The 22,991-nt window shown below is 61.5% G+C and carries 23 protein-coding genes; all 23 read right to left on the reverse strand.

What is annotated here, in order from left to right; genetic code table 11:
• Positions 1-6 precede the first annotated feature (6 nt).
• The 23 genes from KYK33_RS13720 to fliI all read right to left on the reverse strand — a co-directional run bounded on the left by KYK33_RS13720 (position 7) and on the right by fliI (position 22,972).
• Positions 7-891 (reverse strand): chemotaxis protein CheW, encoded by an 885-nt coding sequence (locus KYK33_RS13720; RefSeq protein ID WP_224430891.1) that lies wholly within the window; start codon positions 889-891, stop codon positions 7-9.
• Positions 888-1,682: a ParA family protein gene (locus KYK33_RS13725; protein ID WP_042043829.1), complete on the reverse strand. Its 795-nt coding sequence runs from the start codon at positions 1,680-1,682 to the stop codon at positions 888-890. Before KYK33_RS13725 ends, KYK33_RS13720 begins: the two co-directional genes overlap by 4 nt.
• 4 nt (positions 1,683-1,686) lie before the next feature.
• Positions 1,687-2,604: a flagellar motor protein MotB gene (locus tag KYK33_RS13730; protein WP_224430892.1), complete on the reverse strand. Its 918-nt coding sequence runs from the start codon at positions 2,602-2,604 to the stop codon at positions 1,687-1,689.
• 2 nt (positions 2,605-2,606) lie between these two features.
• Positions 2,607-3,344, reverse strand: a complete 738-nt coding sequence (locus tag KYK33_RS13735) for a flagellar motor protein (RefSeq protein ID WP_224430893.1) — start codon at positions 3,342-3,344, stop codon at positions 2,607-2,609.
• Complete coding sequence (locus KYK33_RS13740; RefSeq protein ID WP_224430894.1) at positions 3,345-4,469, reverse strand: protein-glutamate methylesterase/protein-glutamine glutaminase; 1,125 nt, start codon at positions 4,467-4,469, stop codon at positions 3,345-3,347.
• A gap of 32 nt (positions 4,470-4,501) precedes the next feature.
• A complete protein-coding gene (locus KYK33_RS13745) occupies positions 4,502-6,673 on the reverse strand; it encodes a chemotaxis protein CheA (RefSeq protein ID WP_224430895.1) in 2,172 nt (723 codons plus the stop codon).
• A 130-nt stretch (positions 6,674-6,803) separates the two neighbouring features.
• Positions 6,804-7,544 (reverse strand): protein phosphatase CheZ, encoded by a 741-nt coding sequence (locus KYK33_RS13750; protein ID WP_224430896.1) that lies wholly within the window; start codon positions 7,542-7,544, stop codon positions 6,804-6,806.
• Between the two features lie 10 nt (positions 7,545-7,554).
• On the reverse strand, positions 7,555-7,926 hold the full coding sequence (cheY, locus tag KYK33_RS13755) for a chemotaxis response regulator CheY (protein WP_436469337.1): 372 nt from the start codon (positions 7,924-7,926) through the stop codon (positions 7,555-7,557).
• A 122-nt stretch (positions 7,927-8,048) separates the two neighbouring features.
• Positions 8,049-8,765, reverse strand: coding sequence for an RNA polymerase sigma factor FliA (locus tag KYK33_RS13760; RefSeq protein ID WP_042040542.1), 717 nt, complete (start codon positions 8,763-8,765; stop codon positions 8,049-8,051).
• Complete coding sequence (locus tag KYK33_RS13765; protein WP_042040543.1) at positions 8,758-9,642, reverse strand: MinD/ParA family protein; 885 nt, start codon at positions 9,640-9,642, stop codon at positions 8,758-8,760. Before KYK33_RS13765 ends, KYK33_RS13760 begins: the two co-directional genes overlap by 8 nt.
• Positions 9,635-11,080: a flagellar biosynthesis protein FlhF gene (gene flhF / locus KYK33_RS13770; RefSeq protein ID WP_224430897.1), complete on the reverse strand. Its 1,446-nt coding sequence runs from the start codon at positions 11,078-11,080 to the stop codon at positions 9,635-9,637. Before flhF ends, KYK33_RS13765 begins: the two co-directional genes overlap by 8 nt.
• Positions 11,081-11,096: 16 nt before the next feature.
• The gene (gene flhA, locus KYK33_RS13775; protein WP_224430898.1) at positions 11,097-13,199 is read right to left on the reverse strand and encodes a flagellar biosynthesis protein FlhA; all 2,103 of its coding nucleotides are present in this window, start codon (positions 13,197-13,199) and stop codon (positions 11,097-11,099) included.
• Positions 13,200-13,436: 237 nt separating this feature from the next.
• Positions 13,437-14,567 (reverse strand): flagellar biosynthesis protein FlhB, encoded by a 1,131-nt coding sequence (gene flhB, locus KYK33_RS13780; protein WP_042040547.1) that lies wholly within the window; start codon positions 14,565-14,567, stop codon positions 13,437-13,439.
• 236 nt (positions 14,568-14,803) lie between these two features.
• Positions 14,804-15,601 (reverse strand): flagellar biosynthetic protein FliR, encoded by a 798-nt coding sequence (gene fliR / locus KYK33_RS13785; protein WP_224430899.1) that lies wholly within the window; start codon positions 15,599-15,601, stop codon positions 14,804-14,806.
• A gap of 25 nt (positions 15,602-15,626) precedes the next feature.
• Positions 15,627-15,896, reverse strand: a complete 270-nt coding sequence (gene fliQ / locus KYK33_RS13790) for a flagellar biosynthesis protein FliQ (RefSeq protein WP_005899639.1) — start codon at positions 15,894-15,896, stop codon at positions 15,627-15,629.
• A gap of 135 nt (positions 15,897-16,031) precedes the next feature.
• Positions 16,032-16,811, reverse strand: a complete 780-nt coding sequence (gene fliP / locus KYK33_RS13795; RefSeq protein WP_042040551.1) for a flagellar type III secretion system pore protein FliP — start codon at positions 16,809-16,811, stop codon at positions 16,032-16,034.
• A complete protein-coding gene (gene fliO, locus KYK33_RS13800) occupies positions 16,798-17,178 on the reverse strand; it encodes a flagellar biosynthetic protein FliO (RefSeq protein WP_370736599.1) in 381 nt (126 codons plus the stop codon). Before fliO ends, fliP begins: the two co-directional genes overlap by 14 nt.
• Entirely contained in the window at positions 17,175-17,570 is a 396-nt protein-coding gene (fliN, locus tag KYK33_RS13805; protein WP_042040553.1) for a flagellar motor switch protein FliN, read from the reverse strand. Before fliN ends, fliO begins: the two co-directional genes overlap by 4 nt.
• Before the next feature lie 42 nt (positions 17,571-17,612).
• Complete coding sequence (gene fliM / locus KYK33_RS13810; RefSeq protein ID WP_042040555.1) at positions 17,613-18,683, reverse strand: flagellar motor switch protein FliM; 1,071 nt, start codon at positions 18,681-18,683, stop codon at positions 17,613-17,615.
• 7 nt (positions 18,684-18,690) lie between these two features.
• On the reverse strand, positions 18,691-19,209 hold the full coding sequence (fliL, locus tag KYK33_RS13815; protein ID WP_224430900.1) for a flagellar basal body-associated protein FliL: 519 nt from the start codon (positions 19,207-19,209) through the stop codon (positions 18,691-18,693).
• A gap of 57 nt (positions 19,210-19,266) precedes the next feature.
• Positions 19,267-21,063, reverse strand: a complete 1,797-nt coding sequence (locus KYK33_RS13820; RefSeq protein WP_224430901.1) for a flagellar hook-length control protein FliK — start codon at positions 21,061-21,063, stop codon at positions 19,267-19,269.
• An 84-nt stretch (positions 21,064-21,147) separates the two neighbouring features.
• On the reverse strand, positions 21,148-21,588 hold the full coding sequence (gene fliJ, locus KYK33_RS13825) for a flagellar export protein FliJ (RefSeq protein ID WP_042040558.1): 441 nt from the start codon (positions 21,586-21,588) through the stop codon (positions 21,148-21,150).
• Between the two features lie 52 nt (positions 21,589-21,640).
• Complete coding sequence (gene fliI / locus KYK33_RS13830) at positions 21,641-22,972, reverse strand: flagellar protein export ATPase FliI (RefSeq protein ID WP_042040559.1); 1,332 nt, start codon at positions 22,970-22,972, stop codon at positions 21,641-21,643.
• Positions 22,973-22,991: the final 19 nt, after the last annotated feature.

Raw genomic sequence — 22,991 nt, forward strand, 5'->3', positions numbered from 1 at the left:
TAGCGATCAGTGCCCGGTAATATTGACGCCCCGCGCCAGCAGAACCAGCAACTCCCTGACGTGCAGCAGGGCGCACATTTTCTCTTTGACCATGCCGGCGAGCCAGGGGCGTTTGCCCTCCTGATGGCGCCACTTGACCTGATCCCGACGCAGCAGCTCGGTCCCCCTCAAGTGGTGGCAAGCAAGTCCCCAATTGGACTCACCCAGCATGATCAAATAGTGGTAATCAGCGACCTCGAGCTCCTTCTCCGGCATCACCCAGAGCGCGGTATCGACCACACTCATCTGTTGCTCACGCTGGGTCATGATGCCACGGTACCATTTCGGTTGGCCGAACAACGCGCTCACATCTCCCAGCTGATGAATGCCTCCCAGCTCCATCAGGGGCACGGCGAAGGTCACGCCGGCCACCTCGAAGAAGAGCGCCTGAAACTCGTTGCCCATCTCGATATTCTGCCAGGGCTCGGCCTCTGATGGCTGGATCTCGGCCAGCTCGGTGGCCGTCTCGATCTGCACAGCCTCTACCGGCAAGGCGACAGGGGCAGGCGCGTACTGAGGTTGCGCTTCGACCAGCAGCGCCTCGGTGGCGACCGGCAGCACCTCAGCCTCGGGCAAGGCCTCAACCTGGCTCGCCAGGGCGAAGGGTTCAACCGCAGTCTCCTGGCTGAGGGTCTCCATCTCGACCTGCACCTTGCTCACCTGGGCCAGCAGGGAGCTCAGCTGAGCCAGACGTTCATCCTCCACCTCCACATAGGGGGCGCGATAGGCCTGGGCTGCCACCCGGGACTGGGGGGCCAGCTCGGGCTCGGGCTCCTCCTCCAGCAGGAGGTCATCAATTAGCAGCGAATGGAAGTAGTCATCCATCGCCCGGGTCTGGGTGACCTCGCTCATACCACCACCTCCTGCACCCGTTTGCGCTCTAGGGCATCCAGGTGCGTCAATAACGTTTGATAGGCATAGCTGCCCCGGCTGGCGGGGGCAAAAATCGAGGGCGGCATGTGCTCCAGGCTGGCATCCCTGAACTTGGTGTCGATGGGGATCACCGCATTCCACACCGCCTCGCCATACTGCGCCTTGATCGACTGCAAGGTCAGCAGGGAGGCGCGGGTGCGCTTGTCGAACATGGTCGGGATCACGGTAAAGCGGAACTTGTCTCGCTTGGAACGCTGCATGATCTCGAAGGTCTTCATCATCCGCTCCAGCCCCTTCAAGGCCAGAAACTCGGTCTGCACCGGCACCAGAATGCGATCGCAGGCCGCCAGGGCGTTGACCATCATGACCCCGAGCACGGGAGGGCAGTCGATCAACACATAGTCATAACTGTCCTGAATGCGCAGCAGCGCCCGTTTGAGCACCAACCCCATCCCTTCCCGGTTGCCCATGACCCTGTCCAGGGTCGCCAGGGTGATGGAGGCCGGCAGCAGGCTGATGTTGTCAAACCGCGTCTTGAGGGTCACCTTGTTGACCAGCTCGCTGCTGGGTTTGACCGCCTGGAACAGCTCATAAAGCGTGCCATCGAGCCGGTCGGAGTCGTAGCCGAAATAGGAGGTCAGAGAGGCATGGGGATCGGTATCGATCAATAGCACCCGCTGCCCCTTCTGGGCGAGGATCCCGGCCAGTGAGACGACTGTGGTGGTTTTACCTACCCCACCCTTTTGATTGGCAACCGCCCAGACAATCACAGTGTTAATCCTGTCTCGTGGTAATTCGTATGCCGCCGCCCGGTAAGGCAATGACTCTAATGGCTTGTGCATCGGCCTTGGGAGCAGTTTGCTCGACCTGGGCCACCTGAACTGTCGGTGCTGTCGGCGCTGCCGGTGCTACCCAGCGCAGGTGAGAGATGGCGACCACGACCTGACGATTCTTCGCCCTGCCCCCTTCGGTCTCATTGCTGGCGAAGGGTGAGAACTCCCCGTAGGCCTCGAACGCGAGTCGCTGTGGCGCAATGCCCTGACCGATGAGGGTGGTGAGCACCGCCTCGGCCCTGGCCGCAGAGAGCGCCCAGTTGGAGCTAAAAATCTCATTGTGGATCTGCTGGTTATCGGTATAGCCCCGAATCCTCACATAGTTATCGACCGGTTTGAGAATACTTGAGAGGCTATTGAGCAGTGGCGATGCATTCGGGCCCATAAAGGCGCTGCCGCTCGAAAAAAGCAGGGCCGAATCGAGGGCAATGTTGAGCCACTCCTTGTCCTGCTGGATATCGACCAGACCGGCCTCGAGCAGGGGGGCCATCGCCTTGCGCAGCTCGGCATCCAGGGTGGGAAGCGGTTCCCCCTGCTGGGCCATGGGCACCCCGGAGATGGGGGCCAGAGCAATTGCCTGCACCTGCGAGGGGTCGGATATTATCTTGTCTGGCGCAGAGCCCGGGGGCACGATGGCGGGTCCCTCCCGCTCCAGCAACCCCTCTCCGTGCAGAGGGCGCGCCTCGAAGGCCTGGGTCACGCCTTCGATCACCGCCCGAAACTTCTCCTTGTCGACCATGGCCACCGAATAGAGCACCACGAACAGGGCGAAGATCAGGGTCATGTAATCGGCGTAGGAGACCAGCCAGCGATCCAGCTGCTCATGGCCCCGCAGGTGAAGACGATAGCGCTTGCGCATGTTCACTCCCCCTTGAGGTAGACCCTGAGCCGGCGCTCCAGCTGCAGGCCGTTCTCGCCATGGGCGATGGCCAGCAGCCCCTCCAGGGTCATCTCCTGATAGAGGCCGTAGTGGTAGTGGAAGGCACGCAGCCGGTTGGCCAGGGGCAAATAGACGAGGTTGGCAAAGCCGACCCCATAGATAGTCGCCACGAAGGCCACGGCAATACCGGCGCCAAGCGCCGCCGGGTCTTCCAGGTGAAACATGGCCTGGATAAGCCCCAGCACGGCACCAATGATGCCGATGGTCGGGCTATAGCCGCCCATGGATTCAAACACCCGGGCCGCATGCTCATTGCGCTCCTGGCTGATATCGATGTCGGCCTCGAGCAGCTGACGCATCTGTTCGACCGATACCCCGTCCACCAGCATGGTGAGCCCCTGATGGGTGAAAGGATCTTCTTCACCCTCGGCCGCCTCTTCCAGGGCCAGCAACCCCTGCTGGCGGGCAAACAGGGCCCAGCGCTTGAGTCGTTCACTCTGCTGGGCGAGGTTCCAGGCTGGCGGGTTCAGCACCCAGCCAAGCTGGGCAAAGGCTTGCAGCAAATACTGGCGCGGGGTCTGCAGTATGACGGCGCCCAGGGTGCCGCCCACCACGATCAGAAAAGCGGGGCCGTCGAGCAGGGTCAGCAGGCTACCACCGTGCCACCATTGGGCTATGGCAATGGCCGCCAGCGCCAGCACTAACCCAAGCAGCGCCATTTAGCGGCCCAGCTCGACCAGGATGCGCTGGGCGACCCTGTCCAGGGGCAGGGATTCGGAAGCGATCCCCGCCTTGGCGACCGCTTGCGGCATGCCGTAGACGACGCAAGATGCCTCGTCCTGAGCCCAGATGGTGGAACCCTGCTCCTTGAGCAGACGCGCGCCATCCCGGCCATCGGCACCCATGCCGGTCAGCACTATGGCCAGCACCTTGTCCCCATACGTCTTGGCAGCGGAGGCGAAGGTGATGTCGACGCATGGTTTGTAATTGACCTTGTCATTGCCCTCTATGATGCGCAGCCGGGCACCGGTGCCACGCCCCTCGAGCAGCATCTGTTTGCCCCCCGGCGCCAGATAGGCATGACCAGGCTTGAGCACATCGCCATCCTGCGCCTCTTTCACCCCTATCTGACACAGGCCATTGAGGCGAGCGGCAAAGGCGGCGGTGAAGGTGGCCGGCATGTGCTGGATAAGCAGGATCGGATGGGGAAAATCCAGCGGCAGTTTGGTCAGCACATTCTGCAAGGCGACCGGGCCGCCCGTCGAGGTGCCGATGGCCACCAGCTGATAACTCTTGCCGCTGCGCTTGAAGCTGGCGGCGGGCGCGGTGCGCTCAGTACCGAGCGCGCGCTCGGCCAACCCTGGGCGCTCCCGCAGGGGGGACGTGCCCAGCGCCGGTCTGGCCGCAGGTGCCGCCACCGGTTGCGGGCGGGCCGACATCATGAAGCGCTTGCGCGAGATCTCTTTGACCCTCTGTTGCAGCAGGCGTACCGCTTCATCCTTGTCGCGGGCGATGTCTTCAAACTTTTTGGGCAGAAAATCCAGGGCCCCGGCATCCAGGGCGTCCAGGGTGGAGCGAGCCCCCTCATGGGTCAGGGAGGAGAACATCAGTATGGGAGTGGGGCACTTGGCCATGATTTCACGCACCGCACTGATGCCATCAAGCACCGGCATCTCTATGTCCATGGTGATGACATCGGGGCGCAGGGCGATGGCCTTGTCCACTGCCTCACGGCCATTTTGGGCCGTGTCTATCACGGTCAGCTGAGGATCCTGATTGATGATCTCGCTGACCCTGCGGCGAAAGAAGCTCGAGTCGTCGACGACTAATACCTTGACTGCCATTGTTATTTTTCTAACTCCTTGGACCCGAAGGATTATTGTCTACGCGCATAGGCCTTGAGCAGACTGGGAACATCGAGAATAAGCGCAATGCCGCCATCGCTGGTGATGGTCGCACCCGCCATGCCCGGTGTGCCTTGCAGCAGAGTGTCCAGCGGCTTGATCACCACCTCTTCCTGCCCGATGAGATTGTCGACCACGAAGCCGACCTGCTGGGTACCAATCTGCACGATCACCACGTGCCCCGTCTCCTGGTTGCCATGACGATTGCCGCCACGGATCAACCACTTGCGCAGATAGAAGAGCGGGATTGCCTTGTCGCGCACTATGATGGTCAGTTGGCCATCCACCACATTGGCCTTCTTCAGATCCAGGTGGAAGATCTCGTTGACGCAGCCCAGTGGCAACGCAAACGTCTGCTCCCCCACCTCGACCATCAGGGTCGGCAATATTGCCAGGGTGAGCGGCACCTTGATCTCGAGACGGGTACCCTTGCCGAAGGTAGAGTCGATGTGCACCGAGCCGTTCAGGCTCACTATGCTGGTCTTGACCACGTCCATGCCGACCCCACGACCCGAGATGTCGGAGATCTCCGACTTGGTGGAGAAGCCGGGGGCGAAGATCAGGTTGTACGCATCGGTATCGCTCATGCGGGCCGCGCTGTCGGCGTCGAGCACCCCACGGCTGATGGCGATGGACTTGAGCTTTTCGGGATCCATACCAGCACCATCATCTTCGATGCAGAGCAAGATATGGTCCCCCTGCTGGGAGGCACTCAGGGTAATGGTACCCTGGCGGGGCTTACCCGCCTGCTCCCGCACGTCCGGCATCTCGACACCATGGTCACAGGAGTTGCGCACCAGGTGAACCAGCGGGTCGGCCAAGGCCTCCACCAGGTTTTTATCAAGGTCGGTCTCTTCCCCGACCATGATGAGTTCAATCTCTTTTTTCAGGCTGCGGGCCAAGTCGCGCACCACCCGCGGGAAGCGGCCAAACACCTTCTTGATTGGCTGCATGCGGGTCTTCATCACCGCCCCTTGCAGATCCGCGGTGACCACATCCAGGTTGGCAACCGCCTTGGACATCTCTTCGTCATTGCTGTTGATGCCAAGGCTCACCAGGCGGTTACGCACCAGCACCAGCTCGCCCACCATGTTCATGATGACATCCAGGGTCTTGGTATCGACCCGCACCGTGCTGTCGTTTTGTACCCCATTGCTCTCGGGAGCCGCAGGCTTGGCCGGGGCCTTGGGGGCTGCGGTGACGGGTGCAGGTGCGGCGCCGTTGCCCACTGCCGCGTTAGGGGCGAGCGGAGTCGCGGCCTTGGCCACGACGGGGGCTGGCGGAGTTGCTGGCACCACTGGCGTGCTGGGTGTGGCAGCCACTGGCGCGGCCGATTTCATGGTGACGGCGGGGCCCTGACCACGGCCATGGAGCTCATCGAGCAGACGTTCGAACTCGTCGTCATCGATCAGGGCATCCACTTCGCTCTGTACCGATTGCAACGGATTGGGGGTCGGGGCGCCCAGATGCTGGCCATGACCGTGGAGTTGATCGAGCAGGGCTTCGAATTCGTCGTCCGTGATATCACCGCTGGCGGAAGGGGCCGCGGAGGGTGCCACTGAGGGGGGAGTCTGAGCCGTCGGTGAGGCACCCGCCCCGTGCAACTCATCGAGCAGACGCTCAAACTCGTCGTCGGAGATCTCATCGATGGAACCGCCACCCTGTCCGGCCAGGACAGGGGCCGCGTCAGGGGCAGGCTCGGGCAGGGTAACGGGTGCCGGGGCCATGGCCGCATTCAGCAGTCGCTCTTCCCCTTGCGGCTTGCACAGCTCATGGAGATTGTGCAGCAGCTCGGGGGCGGCGGCGCTGGTCGGCTCACGGTTTTGCACCTGAGCGAACATGACATTGATGGCGTCGAGGGCCTGCAGGATCACGTCCATCAGCTCGGCACTGAGGGTCCGCTTGCCATTGCGCAGCATGTCGAACAGGTTCTCGGCCCCATGGCAGACATCGACCAATTCGGTCAGCGACAGGAAGCCGGCGCCCCCCTTGACGGTATGAAAACCGCGAAAGATGGCGTTGAGCAGGTTCTTGTCGTCTGGGCGCTTCTCGAGTTCGACCAGTTGTTCAGACAACTGCTCCAATATTTCGGATGCTTCGACCAGAAAGTCTTGCAGTATGTCTTCATCAACTTCGAAGGCCATTCGTCACTCCATTAGAATCCGGGGTTGAACAACAGATCGTCCACATCATCTGGCACCCGAGACAGGACAGGGGATAGCCCAAGTCTCATTCGGCATCCGAGGCAGGACAGCAGACCGTCCGGCAGATCATCTAGAATCCGAGGCTGGACAGCAGATCGTCCACATCATCCTGACCGTTCACCACGTCACTTCGGGTATGAGGGTTCATGATGGGCCCTTCCGCCTCTATCCCGCTCACGGGGGGGCTGGGAGGGACAGGCTCAGTCGGTGCGTCGCCAAACATGGTCAGCATGTCGATCAATTTGGTTTCAACTTCCTGCACCAGGGTGATCACCCGCCGGATCATTTGTCCGGTCAGGTCCTGGAAATCCTGAGCCATCAGGATATCTGTCAGCAATTGTCGTAATTTATCGGCATCGGATTCCGAAGCCTTAATAAAATCATCCAGTTGATGACACAACGCCTTGAATTGGCCCAGGCTGAGCTCCCGGGACATCAGCGCCTGCCAGTTCGGCAGCACCAACTGGATATTGTCATTGAGGCGATCGGCAATGGGCAGACTGGCCTCGACGGCATCCATGGTGCGGTTGGCGGCCTTGTCGGTCATGTCGATGACATAGCTGAGCCGCTCGCGCGCATCCGGGATCTCCTCATTGGCGAGGGAGGGCAGTCTGGGGTCGAGTTGGAAATCGCGCAGTGAATCGTGCAGTTGGCGAGTCAGCTGGCCAACCTTGTCAAACAGCATGGCCGCATTGGGGGCGCAGACATCGGCGAGCAGTGAGTCAGCCGACTCAAACTCCTGCTGCTCCAGATGGGTGACCAGCATTCTCGCCTGCTCGAGGGAGATCATGGCACTCGTTTTGGCCGTCATGGCGGGCCCCTTAGCCGATCCGCTCGAAGATCTTGTCGAGTTTCTCTTTGAGAGTGGCGGCGGTGAACGGCTTGACGATGTAACCGTTGACGCCGGCCTGGGCCGCTTCGATGATCTGTTCGCGCTTGGCTTCGGCGGTCACCATCAACACCGGCAGGTGCTTGAGTTTGTCGTCGAGGCGAATGGCCCTGAGCAGGTCGATGCCTTGCATGCCGGGCATGTTCCAGTCGGTGACCACAAACTGGTAGTCGCCATTCTTGAGCATGGGCAGTGCCGTATTGCCATCGTCCGCTTCATGGGTGTTATTGAAGCCGAGATCGCGCAGCAAGTTCTTGATAATCCGGCGCATCGTCGAGAAGTCGTCGACGATGAGGATTTTCATGTTCTTGTCCAAATTTTCCTCCTAGAGAGCCGTCGTGGCGGCTTACTTACATGATGCAATAGCGCAGGTTTCAGGGTGCGGATTATGCCTGAGAGTCGGGGGCCAGTGTAGCCATGACACGCTTATGCGTGCCAATCTCGCAGGCGGGCACGCAATCTGTGCATCGCCTGGCTGTGGATCTGGCTCACCCGAGACTCACTTACGTTCAATACTTCGCCAATCTCGCGCAAGTTCAACTCTTCGTCGTAATAGAGGGAAAGCACCAGGGCTTCACGCTCCGGCAAGCGGCCTATGTGCTCGGCCAGGGCGCTCTGGAAGCGCTCGGCCGCCAGTTCGTCAAAGCCCAGGTTATTGCCCGTATCGGGCCCGCCTATCACATCCTCGCTGATCCCCAGATCCTCGATGCCGATGATCTTGCCGCAGGAGACATCCTGCAACATGGTGTGATACTCCCCGAGGCCCACCCCCATATAGGCGGCCACCTCGGTATCGCGCGCATCACGGCCATGGGCCTGCTCCACATTCTCGATGGCATCGGCGATGGTGCGGCTGTTGCGGTGCACCGAACGGGGCACCCAGTCACCACGGCGGATCTCGTCGAGCATGGATCCGCGAATACGGATGCCGGCATAGGTCTCGAAACTGGCGCCCTTGCTACCGTCAAAGTTGCGGGAGGCTTCGAGCAACCCAATCATACCTGCCTGGATCAGGTCATCCAGCAAGACACTGCTCGGCAGACGAGCCAACAGATGCTGGGCGATCCGTTTCACCAACGGAGCGTGGCGCTCCACCAGCACATAGGAATCCTGATGACGCAAGTACGCTTGGGCTTTATTCACGAGTACCTTCCTCTGTGATTGCCGTTTTTTGCAGCAGATTTTCCAGGAAGAACTCCAGGTGACCACCGGGCTGATGCGGGATGGGCCAACTGGCGGCCTTGTTGCCCAGGGCACGGAACGCCAACGCGGCCGGCGACTTGGGGAAGGCTTCGATGATCAACTTCTGCTTGCGCACCGCGGCCCGCAAGTTGGTGTCATAAGGAATACAGGCGACCAATTCCAGGGATGTATCGAGGAAACGATCGGTCACCCGGGTCAATTTTGCATAGAGCTCCTGGCCTTCGCGCAGGGAGCGCACCATGTTCGCCACCACCTTGAAGCGGAACACCCCGTGATCCTTGGACAAGATCTTGATCAGGGCATAGGCATCCGTGATGGAGGTCGGCTCGTCGCACACCACCACCATGATGTCTTGCGCGGCGCGGGTGAAGCTCAGCACCATGTCGGAGATACCGGCGGCGGTGTCCACCAGCAGGATGTCGACCTGGGTCTTCATCTCGCTGAAGGCGCGGATCAGCCCCACGTGCTGGGCAGGTGAGAGCTCGACCATGGACTGGGTGCCCGAGGTGGCCGGCACTATCATCATGCCGTAGGGTCCCTCGACGATGATGTCGTCCAGGGTGCACTCCCCCGCCAACACATGGGAGAGATTGCGGTGTACCCGCAGGCCCAGCATGACGTCAACGTTGGCCAGCCCCAAGTCGGCATCCAGCACCATGACCCGCTTGCCTTGCGCCGCCATGGCCCCGGCCACGTTCAGGGTGACGTTGGTCTTGCCGACGCCCCCCTTACCACCGGAGACAGCGATCACTTTTACTCGATTATTTGTACGCATTTTGCGCAGACCACTCGCCTGATCCATAGGTATGTTACTCATAAGATTCTGAATCCTCGCCCTCACCAAACCCCGCACCCCAGAAATAGGGCTCTTCACTCCCTCGGTCCAGCGACCCCATGGCCGCGCCGACGAGCTGGGCTGCGTTGGCAATCTGAATATCTTCCGGAACCCGCTGACCATCGGTGATATAGCTGATGGGCAGCGCATTCTGGATGCACACGTTGATCACTTCCCCCAGATTGAGGCTCTCATCCAGCTTGGTAAGAATGCAGCCGGAGAGCGGTATGCGGCGAAAGTGATCCATGGCCTCTTGCATGACCCGGCGCTGGGAGGTCGCGGACATCACCAGATAACTGCGGATCTGCACCTTGGAACTCTTGACCAGGGTATCGAGTTGTTCGGTCAGCCTGATATCCCGTTGCCCCATACCGGCAGTGTCAATCAGCACCAACCGACGGTGGCGGAACTGATAGAGGGCGGCCGACAGCTCCTCGGCATCCCGCACCTGGCGTACCGGGCAGCCCATGATACGCCCATAGGTCTGCAACTGCTCGTGGGCACCTATCCGATAATTGTCTGTGGTGATCAAGGCCACCTGCTCGGCGCCATACTTCATGGCAAAACGGGCCGCCAGCTTGGCGATGGTGGTGGTCTTGCCCACCCCGGTCGGTCCGAGCAGCGCCACGGCGCCACCCTGACGCAGGATATCGTCCTCGCTCACCTTGAGCTGCGCCGTCAGCACCTCGGCCAACTGGGCCAACGCCTGATGCACAGAGACATCTTCCGGTATGAGGCCCGCCAACTGATCGGCGAACGCATCATCGAAACCAATCTTCTTGAGCTCCTTGATGAGCAGGGCTCGCATCGGCTCGCGGCGCTCCACCTCCTGCCACATCAGACCGGAGATCTGGTGCTCGAGCAGCTTGCGAATGGAGGCCATCTCATGGCGCATGCCCTCCATCTCCTGATCGCGCTGAGCCGGTTGCGGCGCACGCTGGGCGGCGGGGCGCGGCTTGGGGTTGGGCGCTTCCGGGGCTGCCCAGTTGCTCTGTTCGGCCAGGGTTCGGGGCGCCTGCGCTGGCTGAGAGGCCGCGCGTCCCCCGCCCAATCCGCTCTGGCTGGGAGTCAGCTGCTGTTGACGCGCCAGCAGGGCGGCCAGGGTATCGGCATACTGCTCGTTCCTGCTCTGCCCGCCCCTGGCCGGCTCCTGGGCCAGACCCGCGCCGGAAAGCTGGCTGGTCGGACGCACGGCCTGACGCGCCGCAGACGAAATATTGACGCTCTCTTCGTTTAACTGACGGCGAACCGGCACATCCCTGGGCACAACGACCTGGGACTGATAGTCGATCGCGGCGACGATCTCGACGCCGCCGGTGACCTTTTTGTTGGACATGATGACGGCGTCCGGCCCGAGAGTCTCTTTGACTTCGGCCAGGGCCGTGCGCATATCCTTGGCAAAAAACCGCTTAATCTTCACCCGTCATCTCCGTTAACTAGTTCTGTCCTACCGCGCTGACAATACGGATCTGCTTGTCATCCGGTACTTCCTGATAGGACAGGACGCGCAATCCTGGAATGGCATTCTTGACAAACTTGGCCAGGGTATTGCGTAAAATCCCCGATGTCAGAAGCACCGCCGGTTGACCTTCCAATTCTTGTCGCTGGGTGGCCTCGAGCAGGGAGCGTTGCATCCGCTCCGCCAGGCCCGGCTCGATACCGGCTCCTTCGCCCCCACCCGCCTGCAAAGACTGATGCAATATGCGTTCCAACTCTGGTGCCAAGGTGATGACAGGCAACTCGGGATCCGGGCCCGCTATCTCCTGCACGATCAAACGGCGCAGGGCGATACGGCAGGCCGCGGTCAGCACCTCGGGATCCGGGCTGCGGGGGCCATATTCCACCAGGGTCTGCAGTATGGTGCGCATGTCGCGAATAGGCACGCCTTCATTGAGGAGATTCTGCAACACCTTGACCAGGTTACCCATGCTGATCACCTCGGGAACCAGCCCTTCCACCAGCTTGCTCTGATGCCTTCCTATCATGTCGAGCAGCTGTTGCACTTCATCGTGACCGAGCAGCAGCGCCGCCTGATTGGAGAGGATCTGGCTCATGTGAGTTGCCACTACCGTCGCGGCATCCACCACCGTATAACCCAGGGTCTGCGCCTGGGAGACCTGATCCTTGGCGACCCAGACCGCCTCCAGCCCGAAGGCGGGATCCTGGGTCGGGATACCCTGGATCTGGCCAAACACCTGGCCCGGGTTGATGGCCATCTCCTTGTCGTGATAGACGTTCGCCTCCCCCGTGCTCACCCCCATCAGGGTGATGCGGTATTGGTTCGGCGCCAGATCCAGATTGTCGCGGATGTGTACCGCCGGCACCAGAAAACCGAGCTCCTGGGAGAGCTTCTTGCGCACCCCCTTGATGCGGTTGAGCAGCTCACCCCCCTGGCTCTTGTCCACCAGGGGGATCAGCTGGTAGCCGACCTCGAGGCCGATGATGTCCACCGGCATGACGTCATCCCAGCTCAGGTCTTTCTGCTCGACCGGTGCATCGCCATTGGCCGGCAAGAGTTCACCGCTCGCCACCCTGGCCTTGTTCTGTTTCTCGCGGCGCAGCAACCACCAGGCACCGAGTGCCGCAGCGGCCCCGAGGCTGAGGAAGGCCAGGTGCGGCATGCCCGGCACCAGCCCCATCATCAGCAAAATAGTGGCGGAGATGACCAGGGCCTTGGGGTTGTCGAACAACTGGCTCAGCATGGCGGTGCCCATGTCCTGATCCGTGTTCTGGCGCGTCACTATGATGGCGGCGGCGATGGAGAGCAGCAGCGAGGGGATCTGGGCAACCAGGCCGTCACCTATGGCAAGCAGGGTATAGATCTCGGCCGCCTCGCCGAAGCTGAGATCGTGCTGCATCATGCCGATGATGAAGCCGCCGATGATGTTGATGAAGAGGATCATGATGCCCGCGATGGCATCCCCCTTGACGAATTTGGAGGCACCGTCCATCGAGCCGTAGAAGTCAGCCTCCTGGGTCACCTCGGCGCGGCGCTTGCGCGCATCTTCCTGATTGATGAGACCCGCATTGAGATCGGCATCTATCGCCATCTGCTTGCCGGGCATGGCATCGAGGGTGAAGCGGGCGCTGACTTCCGAGATCCGCCCCGCACCCTTGGTGACCACCACGAAGTTGATGATGACCAGGATGAGGAAGACGATGATGCCCACCGCATAGTTGCCGCCGATCACCACGTTGCCGAAGGCTTCGATCACATGACCCGCGGCGGCGCCACCATTGTGGCCCTCGAGCAGTACCACCCGGGTCGAGGCGACGTTGAGCGCCAGACGCAGCAGGGTCGCTATCAAGAGCACGGTCGGGAAGGCGGCAAATTCGAGGGGACGGCGGGTGTAGACGGCCACCAGCAAGACCACGATGGAGAGGGCGATGTTGAAGGAGAACAGGGTGTCCAGCATCAGCGGCGGTATGGGCAGCACCACCATGCCGAGGGAGGCCAGCACCAGTAGCGGTGTACCCAACCCCTTGCCCAGCAGTCCACGGTACTCTTTCAACCGGCCCAATGATGCCCGCACTGTCATGACGACTCTCAGTTCTTAACCCCAGATGGGCAGATTAAAGCAAACATCGAGCCAACAAAGCAATTCGTTGATTTTAAATGATTTTAATTTTACTGCGTCAGAAGTTTGTCATCGTCGGCGGTATTTGCGGCATTACGCAGGGAATGGCCAGATCCTTGGCCTCCGGTGCCCAGCGTTATTTGCGGTATTGCGGAGAAATAGCCAGATCCTTGGCCTCGGGTGCCCAGCGTTATTTGCTTATTTGCGGTATTCCGGGGGAATGGGCAGATCCTTGCCAAGAGGCTGAGGGCGGCGACCCCGGCCACGGCGGAATTTCTTGAGCTGATAGACGTAGGCCAGCACCTGGGCCACGGCGGCGAACAGCCCTTCGGGGATCTCCTGGCCAATCTCGGCGCTGTGGTAGATGGCGCGGGTCAGCCCTGGGGATGGCAGTATGGGGATCTCGTACTCGCGGCCTATCTCGCGAATTTTTAGCGCTATCTCGTCCACCCCCTTGGCCAGCACCTTGGGCGCTGCCCCCGGCTTGCTCTGATCATATTGCAGCGCCACCGAGTAGTGGGTCGGGTTGGTGATGATGACGTCCGCCTTGGGCACATCTCCCATCATGCGCCGCGCAGCCATCTCCATCTGCAAACGGCGGATCCGCCCCTTGACCTCGGGCTTGCCCTCGGAATCCTTGTACTCGTCCTTGACCTCCTGCTTGGTCATCTTGAGCTGACGAGCATGGTTCCAGCTCTGGAAGGGAATGTCGATGGCAACGATGGGCAGCAAGGCGCAGCACAGGATGATCAACATCCACAGAAACAGCTCTAGGGCATCGATGATGCCCCCCGGAAAGGCCTCAAGGGAGAGATTGAGCAGGTGGTTGAACTGACTCGACAGGGTCCACCAGGCGAACAGGCTGATGAAGACCACCTTGGCGATGGACTTGACAAGCTCCACCCAGGATTGCACCCCGAACATGCGCTTGAGACCGGCGAGCGGGCTGAGCTTGCTCCACTTGGGCATCATGGCCTGGGTAGAAAAGTTGAGGCCACCGAGCAGGGTATTGCCGACAAAGGCCGCCAGCGCCACCAGGGCGAACAGCAACCCCAGCGGGGCCAGCACCTCGCCGAGCAGGGTCGGCACCATGGCCCCCATGGCATTGGGATCGAATGCCTGCTCCCGCTCCAGGGTGAATCCCATGGTCATCACCTTGATCATGGCGGTGGCCAGCTGCCCCTTGATCATCAGCAGCCCGAACACGGCGGCCAACAGCACGCTGGCGGTCCCCAACTCCTTGGACCGGGCGATCTGCCCCTTCTCACGGGCCTGTTGCAGTCGCTTGCCGGTCGCCTGTTCACTGCGTTCCTGATCGGAATCAGCCATGGGGGCCGGCTCCGCAGAAACCCGGGGGCAGACTGCCCCACCTCAACCAGATCCCATTAACTATGGGCACGTTGCGGTCGCAACCTGGCAAGCCCCCCTGGCTCAGCCAACCCTCATTAACCATGGGCACGTTGAGGTAGCGACCTGGCAAGCACCCCTGGTTCAGCCAACCCCCATTAACTATGGGCACATTGCGGTCGCGACCTGGCAAGCACCCCTGGCTCAGCCAACCCCCATCAACCATGGGCACCTCCCAGACACTGGGTATCGATCAGCTGGCAGCTCGTCTCCTGCACCCGCTCCCAGAGGGCATCGAAGTGCCCCATGAAGCCGCCGATAGTGAGCCAGAGAATGAAGAGTCCCGACATCATGCTGACCGCAAACCCGATGCTGAAGATGTTGAGTTGAGGGGCCGCCCGGGTCATGACCCCGAACGCGAAGTTGATGAGCAGCAGGGCGACGATGGCGGAGAGGGACATCACCAGAGCGGCCTGGAACATGACCCCGATAAAACCTGCCAGGGTGCGCAAAGACCCAACCGAGAGGCCCGCTGTGCCCACCGGCAAAGTATCGAAACTCAAGATAACCATGCGCAGCATGATGAGGTGGCCGTCGAGGGCGAGGAATACCAGGGTCGCCAGCATCAGGTAGAACTGGCCCACCACGGGGGCGGATTGACCGTTCATGGGATCCACCAGAGAGGCAAAACCCAGGCTGGTCTGCATCGAGATGACCTGTCCGGCCAGCACGAAGCTCTCCATCAGAAACTGGGTCATCAGGCCGAGGGCGGCACCTATCAGGATCTGCTGACCGAGAATAAGAAAGCTGCCGAGGGAGAAGAGCTCCACCGAGGGCATGGGCGGCAACAGGGGTACGATCAGGAAGGTGATGGCCAACGAGAGCCCCATGCGCACATTCATGGGGGCCAGCTTGCTGCCAAACACCGCCATCACCATCAGCAGGCTGCTGACCCGGGCCAGGGGCCAGAGCACGGCGGCGAGCCACTCCAGAATGAGCTGGCTGGAGAAGGTCACGCTGCTCGCCCCGAGGTTGTGCGACTCATCCCACCACCTCGGGGATCTGGCTCACCATCAGCTGGAAGAAGTCCATCAGGCTCTGCAGGCCCCAATGCGCACCGGCCCCCAGGGCCAGCAGGGTCACCACCAGCCGGGGCAGGAAGCTCAGGGTCTGTTCGTTGATGGAGGTGGCCGCCTGGAAGATGGCCACCAGCAGACCGACGAACAGGCTCGGCAGTATGACGGCACACACCATGATGGTGACCAGCCAGAGCGCCTCGCGAAATACGTCGACAAAGGTTTCCGGACTCATGTTACCGACTCCTTTCCATTGGCCCGCTTGGCCACCGGTCTGCTGGCTGAGGCTGCCAGCCAGAAAAATCGGCATCAAACCCCAGCCATCCAGCATGGCATGCCAGACAGGTTTCAACGACTGGGATAGCTGACATCATCCCCCGCTCCCCAAACCAAAGCTGGTCGCCAGGGAGCCCAGAATGAGGTTCCAGCCATCGACCATGACGAACAGCATCAGCTTGAAGGGCAGCGATACCAGCATGGGAGAGAGCATCATCATCCCCATGGCCATCAGAATGCTGGCGACCACCAGGTCGATGACCAGGAAGGGCAGAAACAGCATGAAACCTATCTGGAAGGCGGTCTTGAGCTCACTGGTGACGAAGGCCGGGATCAGCACCCGCAACGGCACATCGGCGGGCTTGTCCACCTGCACGTTGGCGATCTCCATGAAGGTATTGAGATCCTTGATCCGGGTCTGGGCCAGCATGAACTGGTGCAGGGGCAGTTGGGCCTTCTCCAGCGCCTCCTGGGTGGTGATGGTTTCGGCCAGATAGGGCTGCAAGGCCTCCTCGTTGATGCGATCCAGCACCGGGGACATGATGAAGAAGGACATGAACAGGGCGATGCCGACCAGCACCTGGTTTGAGGGGCTCTGCTGCAGACCAATGGCCTGACGCAGGATGCCGAGCACCACTATGATGCGGGTGAAGGAGGTCATCATGATGACCACGGCCGGCAGGAAGGAGAGGGCCGTCATCAGCGCCAGCACCTGCAGGGTCAGGCTGTACTCCTGACTGCCATCCGCCATGGTCTTGATGGTCACCGCCGACATGCCATCCTGGGCCAGTACCAGCGGCGAGCAGAGCAACAGCAACAGCCAGCCCCAGTGACGCTTCATCAATAGATTTCTCATCCCGTTATTCTTTGTCATTGCGTGCCATCAGCTTGCTGAGCTGCTGGGCGAAGGCCTGGGGTTGACGCTCATCCAGGGGCTGCTCAAGCCGATGGAGAAAGGTGACCTGCTGGGGGGTGACGCCGAGCAAGAACTGCTGCTCCCCCACCTTGACCACCAGCAGTTTTTCCTTGTAGCCGAGGGGCAGACTGGCGATCACCTTCATCTGGCCGCCCCCTATCGCCTGAGTGAGCTTGCTCTTCTTGAGCAGAAACCCCAGCACCAGGATGAGGCCGATGACCATCAGGCTCGACAGCAGCCAGGAGGTGAGGCTCGGCAGCGTGGCGGTTGTCTGTGCCAAGGCAGGCAGCGGCAACAGCAGCAACAGGAGGGCGGCCCGCATCATTTGAGTTTCTTGATCCGTTCAATCTGGCTGATCACATCGGTCAGGCGGATCCCGAATTTGTCATTGACCACCACCACCTCGCCGTGGGCGATCAGGGTGCCGTTGACCAATACATCCAGGGGCTCACCGGCCACCCTGTCCAGCTCCACCACAGATCCCTGGTTGAGCTGCAGCAGGTTGCGGATGCTGATCTGGCTGCGGCCCACTTCCATGGCGATGGTCACCGGGATGTCGAGTATGGTGTCAAGCTTGCGGCGCTCCTCTGCACTGATGGGCGCATCGTCCTTCAGCTCTTCGAGGGGAGCCGGTTTGACTTCCGTCGTGACCTGCTCTTCGAGGGCTGCAGCCCAGGCATCGGCCATCAGATCCTGCTCGTCTTCGGGTGTGCTCATCTTACTTCCTTACTGTTCATGATTAGGCGGGTTCCGGGCCTGTTATCGGTGGGGATTTTCGATGCTGCGCTCGAGCTCTTCCAGCTCGGCTTCGCCATCGATACGCACGCCGCCCCGGGTGACCAGGTGCATCTCGGTCTTGACCCCGTCCGGACGCTTGAGTTTGTCGACAATCTTGAGCGCCACGTTCTCTTTTGTGCGGCCCATCTTGGCGTGGAAGGTCGGCAAGTCCTCCACATAGACCAGCAGGTTCTCCGGCATCTCCACCGGGATGATGTCGCCGGGTTTCAGCTCCATGAGGTCGCGCAGGGTGAGCTCGGTCTCCAGCAATTTCGCCTTGAGCTCCACCTTGACGTCCATGATCTCGTCGCGCAGCGCCTTGCTCCAGCGCACGTCGGTGTCCCCCTTGTCGCTCTGTACCCCGGCATCGAGCAACTCGCGGATGGGTTCGAGCATGGAGTAAGGCATGGCTACGTGGAAGTCGCCGCCGCCGCCATCGAGTTCGATGTGGAAGGAGCTGACCACTATCACCTCGGTCGGGCTGACGATGTTGGCCATGGCCGGGTTCACCTCGGAGTCGAGGTACTCGAAGCCCACATCCATCACCGGCGCCCAGGCATCCTTGTAATCCTCGAACACCAGCTTGAGCAGCATCTGGATGATGCGCCGCTCGGTGGGGGTGAATTCCCGTCCCTCGATCTTGGCATGGTAGCGGCCGTCGCCACCAAAGAAGTTCTCCACCAGGATGAAGACCAGGCGCGCCTCCATGGTGATCAGCGCCGTCCCCTTGAGGGGACGGAAACGCACCATGTTCAGGCTGGTTGGCACGAACAGGGTATGCACATATTCGCCAAATTTGAGCATCTGCACACCGTTGATCGACACCTCGGCGGTGCGCCGCATCATGTTGAACAGGCTGATGCGCATGTGACGGGCAAAACGCTCGTTCACCAGCTCCAGGGTGGGCATGCGCCCACGGACGATGCGATCCTGGGAGGAAAAATCAAACTGGGCTATGCCGGGATCGCCGGCCGCCCCTAACTCCTCCTCTTCGACATCGTCGACCCCGTGCAAGAGGGCATCAATTTCGTCCTGACTTAACAGATCGCTCACGCTTCACCTACTGCATTACAAAGCCGGTAAACAGCACTTGTTCGATTACGGGGGAAGAGGTCAGGTCTTTCAGGACCCGACGGCACTCTTCCAGTGAGTCATTTCGCAACTTTTCCTTGCCCTCGAAGGTGACCAGCTGCTCGGCGCTGGCGGCGCTGAAGACCCGCAGCAGCGTCCCCTCGATGAGCGGTACATGCTGCTTGGCAAGGGCCTCGCTCGGGGCGCCGCGCACCATCAGCTGCACCTTGATCTGCACCAACCTGTCCCGGCTCTGGCCCGCCACGTTGAACACGAAGGGACGCGGCATGCCGACATAGAGCGCTGGCAGGGTCGCGGGGTCTTGAGCCTGACCATCCGCCTGGGCGCTGGCCTCGGCCTTGGCAGCCTCGTCACCCCCCGAGAGCAGCAACCAGGCGGCAACGCCGCCCCCCATCAACACAAGCAGCACTATGACGGCCATGATGATCAGCTTTTTTTTGCTGGCCGTCGCCGGGTCTTTGAGCGTCAGTTCGCTATCGTCTGCCATCCCTTGTCCACCCTGGTATCAAACTTGTTCGTTATCATAAACTTAACTTGGGGCGCATCAAGCATAGAAATCAATTCCGCTCTCGTTTGCCGCATCCATGGACAAACTGAGTCGAGTGACGCCGTTTTCGACCTCATGTTGAGCGCCATGACCGCCCTCCCGACCAGGCTGACCATGGCCCCCCTGTCCCGCGAAACCCTGGGCCTGCTGTTGCGACTGCTGCTGAGCCTGCTGTTGGGTCTGTTGTTGCACCGACGTCTGGCCAAGCTGGATCCCCTGCCCCGCCAGCATCTCCCTGAGCCTGGGCATGGCCTGCTCCAGCATCTCCCGGGTCTGGCCATGCTGCACCACGAAACTGACGCTGGCCTGGCTGTCCTGGCCCAGCTGGATCTGGATTTTCATCTTGCCAAGGCCCAGAGGGTCGAGCTGGATCTCCGCCTGTTGCAGCTTGTCTGCCAGCATGACATTGACCCGTTGCTGCAATTCGGCCGGGGCATCCTGACCGGCCAATTTCAAATGGGGTAAAGCGGGGGCATCGGCGCGGGGCTGGCTCAGGGCAGTCTGGCTGACCCTGGCCTCGGCCAGTGCTTGCGGGCCCTGATACGGGCTGGGAGGCGCAGGGTCGCTCTCCCCCTTCTGACCGCTGGTGACCAGAGATTCACTGCGCTCAAGAGCCGCCAGTTTACCCTTGGTGACAGGCTCATTTTTCACTGACGCGGCGGCCCCCTCGATGGTCGCGGCAGAGGCCCCTTGAGGCAAACTGGTGACCGGTGCCTGACTCCCCTGAGATTGCGCCTGAGCCAGCACTTGCTGAGGCACCACCAAGGTCGGCGCCACTGGCGTGCTGCTCGCAGCCTGTGGCGCGCTCTGGGTTAGGGGAGTCTGCGAGTCACCACCAGCCTTGGCCGCAGCGCCCTGACTGATGATCCCGTCTGCGTCCACTGCTGATGGCGTCCGGTCTTGCGGCTTGTCAGCCGGCTGGCCACGGCCTGATACATCTGGCGGCGCGCTGCCCGGCAGCGGCCCCCCTTGCTGGGCGAGCTGGCTGCCGACCGCAAAGGCCTGGGCCGGCGTGCTGGCATCGGGCTTGCGCGCAGAATCAGTGACCGGCGTGGTGCCCTCATCCCCTTGCAGGGCCTCATCCATACTGGGCAAGGCCCCGGCAGGCAATATCTTGCGGCCCTGCTCGGCACCTCTCTCCATCAGGGCCGCAACCAGCTTGCTGTCGCCCTCTCCCGCCTCTGCCTGTGCCTGTGCCTGTGCCTCATCGGCAGCATCATGCTGACCCCTGTGGGCCGCAAGTGGCGCGCCCGGCGTGTCGGATGCCGATGCTGCGCTCGTCTCTTCAAGGCCGGGAGCAGGCGGCAACATATTGCCCTCCCCAGGCGCGCTGCTGCCTGATGGCGAAACCAGGCGGGTATCTTGTTTGAGGGAATCTTGCAGATGGGCGAGGAAGGGGTGACCGGCAAGGGCGTTGAGCGCCAGGGCACCATCGTCAAGGGCCTCCCCCTTGACTGCCTCCTCGCCATCTTGCCCCTGAGCAACGGCTTTGCCTGGCTTGGCGTCACTCTCTTGACGCCCTGCAGATGACAAACCGGCGGCCATCTCTGCCCCGGCCTGTTCCATCTGCGGCTGCAAGCTCTTATCAGCGCCATCCGTCCTGGCCACGCCCTCAGCCCGGTCTCCCCTGGACGGCGCAACCTGCTCCCCTTGCTGGTACTGGGTCATCAGATCGGCAAACCCAGCCTTCTCCTCCCCAGGCACAGGGGCATCATCGCGCCGAGCCTGGCTTGTCAGGACGCTCGTCTCACCGCTAACGGGTGGCGTAATGGGGGTCAACAATGTCTGCATCATCCTGGATTCCGGGTCTGGGCGCCGATAAGGCCTGAATTGGAATAGGGGCACCCCTTGGTGCGTCATGAGCAATTAGAAAGCAAGTTACAGGCCAGAATGTTGAGTTCGGCTACGCAGGGAGAATTCATCCAACATCTTCTGCTCTTGCCGCTGGGCTTGCTGCTGGGCGCGAACGGCCTGCTTGTCGAGCAGCAGTGCCACCGCCTTGCGCCGTTGCTGGGCGCCCAGCCACTCTTCCCGGCGCTGGCTGAGCACCTCGCGGATCTGCAACACCCCCTCAAACTGCTGGGTCGCAGCCTGCTCCAACTTGCTGATGAAGGCGTGATACTGGGCGTTCTGCTGCGCGGGTATGCCCTGCAGGCCCCGGTCTGTCCACTGCTGGTGATAGACCTGACGATATTGGTTGAGGGCATCTTGCTGCTGCTGGTACAGCTTCAAGTCCTGCTGCGCCTTGGCCAGCGCCAGGGCAGCCTGCTGCTCAGCCACCAGCAACCTTTCCGCTAATAACACCAGTCCCTTGCTCATTGACTACCTCTCGCTGGCTGGATGAAGGGGGATGTTCGCCCCGCACGCGGGATCACTGCATCAGGGGCATGGCCACCAGTTGCAGTGCCTGCAGGCCATCATCATAGTGGACGACCTCACGCATTTTTTGCTGCAAGAAGCGATCCAGATACGGCTTTTGGCTGATGGCCCTGTCGATGCGCGGATCCGCCCCCTGGCTGTAGGCGCCTATGGTGATCAGATCCCGGTTCTGCTGATAGAGGGAGTAATACTGCTTGAGGGCCCGTGCCAGCCCCTGATGCTCGGCCGAGGTGACTTGAGGCATGACCCGGCTGATGGATTTTTCGATGTCGATGGCCGGGTAGTGGCCCGAATCCGCGAGTTCGCGGGACAACACTATGTGGCCATCGAGAATGGCCCGGGCCGCATCGGCGATGGGGTCTTGCAGGTCATCCCCTTCGGTCAGTACCGTGAAAAAGGCGGTGATCGACCCCTGACCATCGCTGCCATTGCCCGCTCGCTCCACCAGGGCTGGCAGCTTGGCGAACACCGACGGCGGGTAGCCCTTGGTCGCGGGCGGCTCTCCCACGGCCAGGGCAATTTCCCGCTGGGCCTGGGCATAGCGGGTGAGGGAATCCATCAGCAGCAGCACATTGAGGCCCTGATCGCGAAAATACTCGGCGATGGCCAGCGCCGTTTCGCAGCCCTTGAGCCGCATCAGCGGCGAGGCATCCGCCGGGGCGGCCACCACCACGGCCCGCTCGCGCCCCTCTGCCCCCAGAATATCTTCGATAAACTCTTTGACCTCCCGGCCCCGCTCGCCGATGAGGCCGACCACCACCACATCCGCCACCGAGCCCCGAGTCATCATGCCCAGCAACACGGACTTGCCGACCCCGGAGCCAGCAAAGAGCCCCATCCGCTGGCCCTGACCGACGGTGAGCACCGCATTGATGGCTCGCACCCCTACGTCCATCGGCTTGTGGATGGGACGACGGGCGAGCGGGTTGATGCGGGTCTGGGCAAATTGCACCGTCTGGGCCGCGATAATGGGGCCGAGTCCATCCAGGGGCTGGCCGATGCCATCGATGACACGGCCGAGCAGATTCATGCCGACCGGTATGCCATAGGCCTCGGTAATGGGCACCACGCGGGCGCCGGGGATCACCCCCTTGAGCTGTTCACTCGGCATCAGGAACAGGCGATCGCCGCTAAAGCCGACCACCTCTGCCTCCAGGGTGCCATCCTGGGTATCGATGCGGCACAGGGCGCCGATGGCGGCCCGGCACCCCACGGCCTCCAGGGTCAATCCCACCACCCGCGTCAACTTTCCGGCGACCGGGGTCTTGGGGGCTATCTCCCCGACCCGGTAACGTTGCAGTCGCTGGCAAAGGCTGTTGCTCATAATGGGATCCTGAGGCTGG

Origin of the sequence: Aeromonas rivuli, assembly GCF_020149575.1 — a bacterium.
In the GTDB taxonomy this organism is placed as follows: Bacteria; Pseudomonadota; Gammaproteobacteria; order Enterobacterales; family Aeromonadaceae; genus Aeromonas; species Aeromonas rivuli.

Excerpts from the sequence above, each read along its gene's own strand:
- KYK33_RS13720 (WP_224430891.1), bottom strand. The coding sequence starts at position 891 with ATGAGCGAGGTCACCCAGACCCGGGCGATGGATGACTACTTCCATTCG.
- KYK33_RS13730 (WP_224430892.1), bottom strand. The coding sequence starts at position 2,604 with ATGCGCAAGCGCTATCGTCTTCACCTGCGGGGCCATGAGCAGCTGGAT.
- KYK33_RS13735 (WP_224430893.1), bottom strand. The coding sequence starts at position 3,344 with ATGGCGCTGCTTGGGTTAGTGCTGGCGCTGGCGGCCATTGCCATAGCC.
- KYK33_RS13740 (WP_224430894.1), bottom strand. The coding sequence starts at position 4,469 with ATGGCAGTCAAGGTATTAGTCGTCGACGACTCGAGCTTCTTTCGCCGC.
- KYK33_RS13745 (WP_224430895.1), bottom strand. The coding sequence starts at position 6,673 with ATGGCCTTCGAAGTTGATGAAGACATACTGCAAGACTTTCTGGTCGAA.
- KYK33_RS13750 (WP_224430896.1), bottom strand. The coding sequence starts at position 7,544 with ATGACGGCCAAAACGAGTGCCATGATCTCCCTCGAGCAGGCGAGAATG.
- cheY (WP_436469337.1), bottom strand. The coding sequence starts at position 7,926 with ATGAAAATCCTCATCGTCGACGACTTCTCGACGATGCGCCGGATTATC.
- KYK33_RS13765 (WP_042040543.1), bottom strand. The coding sequence starts at position 9,642 with ATGAGTAACATACCTATGGATCAGGCGAGTGGTCTGCGCAAAATGCGT.
- flhA (WP_224430898.1), bottom strand. The coding sequence starts at position 13,199 with ATGACAGTGCGGGCATCATTGGGCCGGTTGAAAGAGTACCGTGGACTG.
- flhB (WP_042040547.1), bottom strand. The coding sequence starts at position 14,567 with ATGGCTGATTCCGATCAGGAACGCAGTGAACAGGCGACCGGCAAGCGA.
- fliQ (WP_005899639.1), bottom strand. The coding sequence starts at position 15,896 with ATGAGTCCGGAAACCTTTGTCGACGTATTTCGCGAGGCGCTCTGGCTG.
- fliP (WP_042040551.1), bottom strand. The coding sequence starts at position 16,811 with ATGACAAAGAATAACGGGATGAGAAATCTATTGATGAAGCGTCACTGG.
- fliO (WP_370736599.1), bottom strand. The coding sequence starts at position 17,178 with ATGATGCGGGCCGCCCTCCTGTTGCTGCTGTTGCCGCTGCCTGCCTTG.
- fliN (WP_042040553.1), bottom strand. The coding sequence starts at position 17,570 with ATGAGCACACCCGAAGACGAGCAGGATCTGATGGCCGATGCCTGGGCT.
- fliL (WP_224430900.1), bottom strand. The coding sequence starts at position 19,209 with ATGGCAGACGATAGCGAACTGACGCTCAAAGACCCGGCGACGGCCAGC.
- KYK33_RS13820 (WP_224430901.1), bottom strand. The coding sequence starts at position 21,063 with ATGATGCAGACATTGTTGACCCCCATTACGCCACCCGTTAGCGGTGAG.
- fliJ (WP_042040558.1), bottom strand. The coding sequence starts at position 21,588 with ATGAGCAAGGGACTGGTGTTATTAGCGGAAAGGTTGCTGGTGGCTGAG.
- fliI (WP_042040559.1), bottom strand. The coding sequence starts at position 22,972 with ATGAGCAACAGCCTTTGCCAGCGACTGCAACGTTACCGGGTCGGGGAG.